Annotated in this window: 1 protein-coding gene, 1 tRNA gene and 2 rRNA genes (1 of these 4 running past the window's edge); 3 read left to right on the forward strand and 1 reads right to left on the reverse strand. The window is 55.7% G+C overall.

All coding sequences use genetic code 11. The features are described 5' to 3' along the window. From SGR02S_RS13575 to SGR02S_RS13585, 3 genes are all read left to right on the forward strand, one after another. Positions 1–1,685 (forward strand): 23S ribosomal RNA (locus SGR02S_RS13575); it begins 1,108 nt to the left of the window's first position. A 117-nt stretch (positions 1,686–1,802) separates the two neighbouring features. After that, positions 1,803–1,917, forward strand: a 5S ribosomal RNA gene (gene rrf / locus SGR02S_RS13580). Positions 1,918–2,027: 110 nt separating this feature from the next. Next, positions 2,028–2,104, forward strand: a tRNA-Met gene (locus SGR02S_RS13585). Here the strand turns inward: SGR02S_RS13585 and SGR02S_RS20725 are convergent. Beyond that, a partial coding sequence (locus tag SGR02S_RS20725) for a recombinase family protein (RefSeq protein WP_369691228.1) occupies positions 2,061–3,749 on the reverse strand: 1,689 nt, incomplete at its 5' end. The genes SGR02S_RS13585 and SGR02S_RS20725 overlap by 44 nt on opposite strands.

A 3,749-nucleotide genomic window follows, 5' to 3' on the forward strand; every position in this document is an offset into this window, starting at 1 on the left:
TCCTTTAAAGAAAGCGTAACAGCTCACTGGTCTAAATAAGGGTTCCTGCGGCGAAAATGTAACGGGGCTCAAGACGTGCACCGAAGCTTAGGGTGTGTAGCAATACACGCGGTAGCGGAGCGTTCCGTAGGCTGATGAAGCGGTCTGGTAATGGACCGTGGAGGTATCGGAAGTGCGAATGCTGACATGAGTAGCGATAAAGAGGGTGAGATGCCCTCTCGCCGAAATCCCAAGGGTTCCTGCTTAAAGCTAATCTGAGCAGGGTAAGCCGGCCCCTAAGACGAGCCCGAAGGGGGTAGTCGATGGGAACCACGTTAATATTCGTGGGCCTGGTGGTGTGTGACGGATCGCGTAAATTGTCTGATCTTATTGGATTGGTCAGGCTTTGAAGCGGTTCCAGGAAATAGCCCCACCGTATAGACCGTACCCTAAACCGACACAGGTGGGATGGTAGAGTATACCAAGGCGCTTGAGAGAAGTCTCCTGAAGGAACTCGGCAAATTGCCTCCGTACCTTCGGAAGAAGGAGGCCCTGCATCTGGGCAACCAGTTGCAGGGGGCACAGGCCAGGGGGTAGCGACTGTTTAGCAAAAACACAGGACTCTGCTAAGTCGGCTTCAAGACGACGTATAGGGTCTGACGCCTGCCCGGTGCCTGAAGGTTAAGTGGAGGGGTGCAAGCTCCGAAACGAAGCCCAGGTAAACGGCGGCCGTAACTATAACGGTCCTAAGGTAGCGAAATTCCTTGTCGGGTAAGTTCCGACCTGCACGAATGGCGTAACGACTTCCCCACTGTCTCCAGGAGATGCTCAGCGAAATTGAATTCTCCGTGAAGATGCGGAGTACCCGCGGTTAGACGGAAAGACCCCGTGCACCTTTACTGCAGCTTCAGAGTGGCATTAGGAAAGAACTGTGTAGCATAGGTGGGAGGCTTTGAAGCACCGGCGCCAGCTGGTGTGGAGCCATAGGTGAAATACCACCCTGTTGTTTTCTGATGTCTAACCTCGATCCATGAAACTGGATCAGGGACCCTCTGTGGCGGGTAGTTTGACTGGGGCGGTCGCCTCCTAAAGAGTAACGGAGGCGCGCGATGGTAGGCTCAGGACGGTTGGAAACCGTCTGCGAGAGTGCAATGGCATAAGCCTGCCTGACTGCGAGACTGACGAGTCGAGCAGAGACGAAAGTCGGTCATAGTGATCCGGTGGTCCCGAGTGGAAGGGCCATCGCTCAACGGATAAAAGGTACGCCGGGGATAACAGGCTGATGATTCCCAAGAGCTCATATCGACGGAATCGTTTGGCACCTCGATGTCGGCTCATCACATCCTGGGGCTGGAGCAGGTCCCAAGGGTTTGGCTGTTCGCCAATTAAAGTGGTACGTGAGCTGGGTTCAGAACGTCGTGAGACAGTTTGGTCCCTATCTGCCGTGGGCGTCGAAATTTGAGAGGAGTTGACCCTAGTACGAGAGGACCGGGTTGAACATACCTCTGGTGTACCTGTCGTGGCGCCAGCCGCGCAGCAGGGTAGCTATGTATGGACGGGATAACCGCTGAAAGCATCTAAGCGGGAAGCCTCCCTCAAGATAAGATTTCTTAGAGCCGTGGAAGACCACCACGTTGATAGATCGGATGTAGAAGTGCGGTAACGCATGGAGCTAACCGATACTAATTGCTCTATTCGCGCTTGAAGAGTCCCACCATCAACGACAATCCTGAACGGATTGCCGGTGATGTGGATGATATGAATAACAGCCATTATGCACGGGCATCGATTGAACCCCTATCCGACCTACGCCGGCTTCATTGCTTGGTGACCATGGCGTCAGTGCCCCACCCGATCCCATCTCGAACTCGGCCGTGAAACCTGACAGCGCCGATGGTACTGTGGCTCAAGCCCCGGAAGAGTAGGACGTCGCCAGGCATTGCAGCCGGCGTAAGGTCGAAGAGGAACCCATTCACAATTGTCGGGCGGCGTTGGCCGCCCCTCGCCGTTTCTGCGATCCCGGAACCCGGGATTGGCGATTTGGTTGACGCGGGATGGAGCAGCCCGGTAGCTCGTCAGGCTCATAACCTGAAGGTCGTAGGTTCAAATCCTACTCCCGCAACCAACTTAATTTGCAAGGCCTCCTCGGTTAACCCCGCAGGAGGCTTTTTCGTGTCTGAACAAGCGCATAGTTCTAGGATTGACACCAGTTCGCCCCGAAGGTGGATCGCAAGTTCGTCACCTTCCGGTACGAACACCACGCCAGCAATGAGCTCGCGGATTTTTTCAAACGCTTCGGCCCGCAGCGCCTCGTCCTCGAATGCGTCCGTCAGCGCGCTAATCTTGGAATGATACAAAGCAGCGAGATCAGGCTGCAATACGATGTCGCCCACATGGGTATCGACATCATTAATTGCGAGTTGGCTTTCCAAGGTTTGCTGGCGAGCCAACAGCTGGTTCATCTCCTCCACGAACATCGTCGGATCGACACCTTTCATAATGGCGCTCTTGAGCATGCTAAGCTTTTCGGCGACTTCGGCATGCTCTCGCTCGTGCACAGGGCGGAGGCTGTCGCTCAGCTTGCTCAGCCGGGCTGTTTCTACTGCATATTCTTCCTGGAAGGCGTCGAGAACTTCTGCTTGCATGAGTTCGTTCTGAAGGCCGGCGAGTATCCGCCGATCGAGATCGTCCTGTCGTACCGAAAGGCGGTTGGTGCAAAAGGCCTCTCCCTTCTTGGCCGACCCTTGGCACCTGAATCGGTGCTTGCCGCCTTTCGCGAAGGCCGATCCGCATTCGCCGCACGTCATCTTTCCGCTGAGCAGATAGCGAGGGCGCTGCTGTTCCCAGAACGGGCGACGCGCTGTTTTCTGGATAGTCGACCTCGGTCCGGTGCTTAGCTTTTCTTGGCGGGCTTTGACGGCTTGCCAAAGCTCGTCGCTGACGATCCGCAGTTCCGGGACCTTGATCGGCTGCTGCTGTTTGTCCGCAGGATTGACGAACGAATGGCGGCGGCCCGTTTCCGGATTTTTCCGGAACTGCTGCTTTTCGAACGGGCGGAGGCCAATGTACCGGATATTGTTCAGCAAGCCGGTTCCTCGCTGAGCATTGCCTGTTATCGTATTTGCCGCCCACATTGCCCGCACAACGCCAGGTTTCTTGTCGCGTTTGCCGCTCCGCGGTGCGGGTATGGCCTCCCGGTTCAACTGCTTGGCGATTGCGTCTGGCGATCGTCCGGCGACATATTCTTCGAAGATGCGAATCACGATTTGCGCCTGTGCCGGATCGATTTCGACGAGGCCGCGAATGCGCTCTCCGCGCGCGTCATGTTCGATTTTGGTCCGATATCCATAGGCAATCCCACCGGGATTCTGTCCCAGTTGAAATCGATGTCGGAGCGCGTCACGCGTCTTAGTGGAGATTACGGCCAGTGCGTCGGCGTTCATCGTACCTTTCAGACCCACGAGAAGCGCGTTGAGTGGCCCTTCTGCCCGGGTGACAAGTTGGACGTTCCGAAAACGCAACTGCTCGAATAGGGTGGCGATATCACCTTGGCTTCGGGAAAGCCGATCCATCGCGTCCGCGTAGACGACATCCACTTGACCAGATTTCGCGACAGAAATGAGCGATTGCATGCCGGGTCGGTGCAAGGTGGCGGCAGATTGAGCCTGGTCCGTGAAACAATGGGTTTCAGTCCATCCAAGTTTTTTGATTTCTGCCCGGCAATGAGCCAACTGAACCTCAAGGGATAGTTCGTCTTGTTTGTCGGTGCT

The organism is Sphingopyxis granuli NBRC 100800 (genome assembly GCF_001591045.1).
Lineage (GTDB): Bacteria > Pseudomonadota > Alphaproteobacteria > Sphingomonadales > Sphingomonadaceae > Sphingopyxis > Sphingopyxis granuli.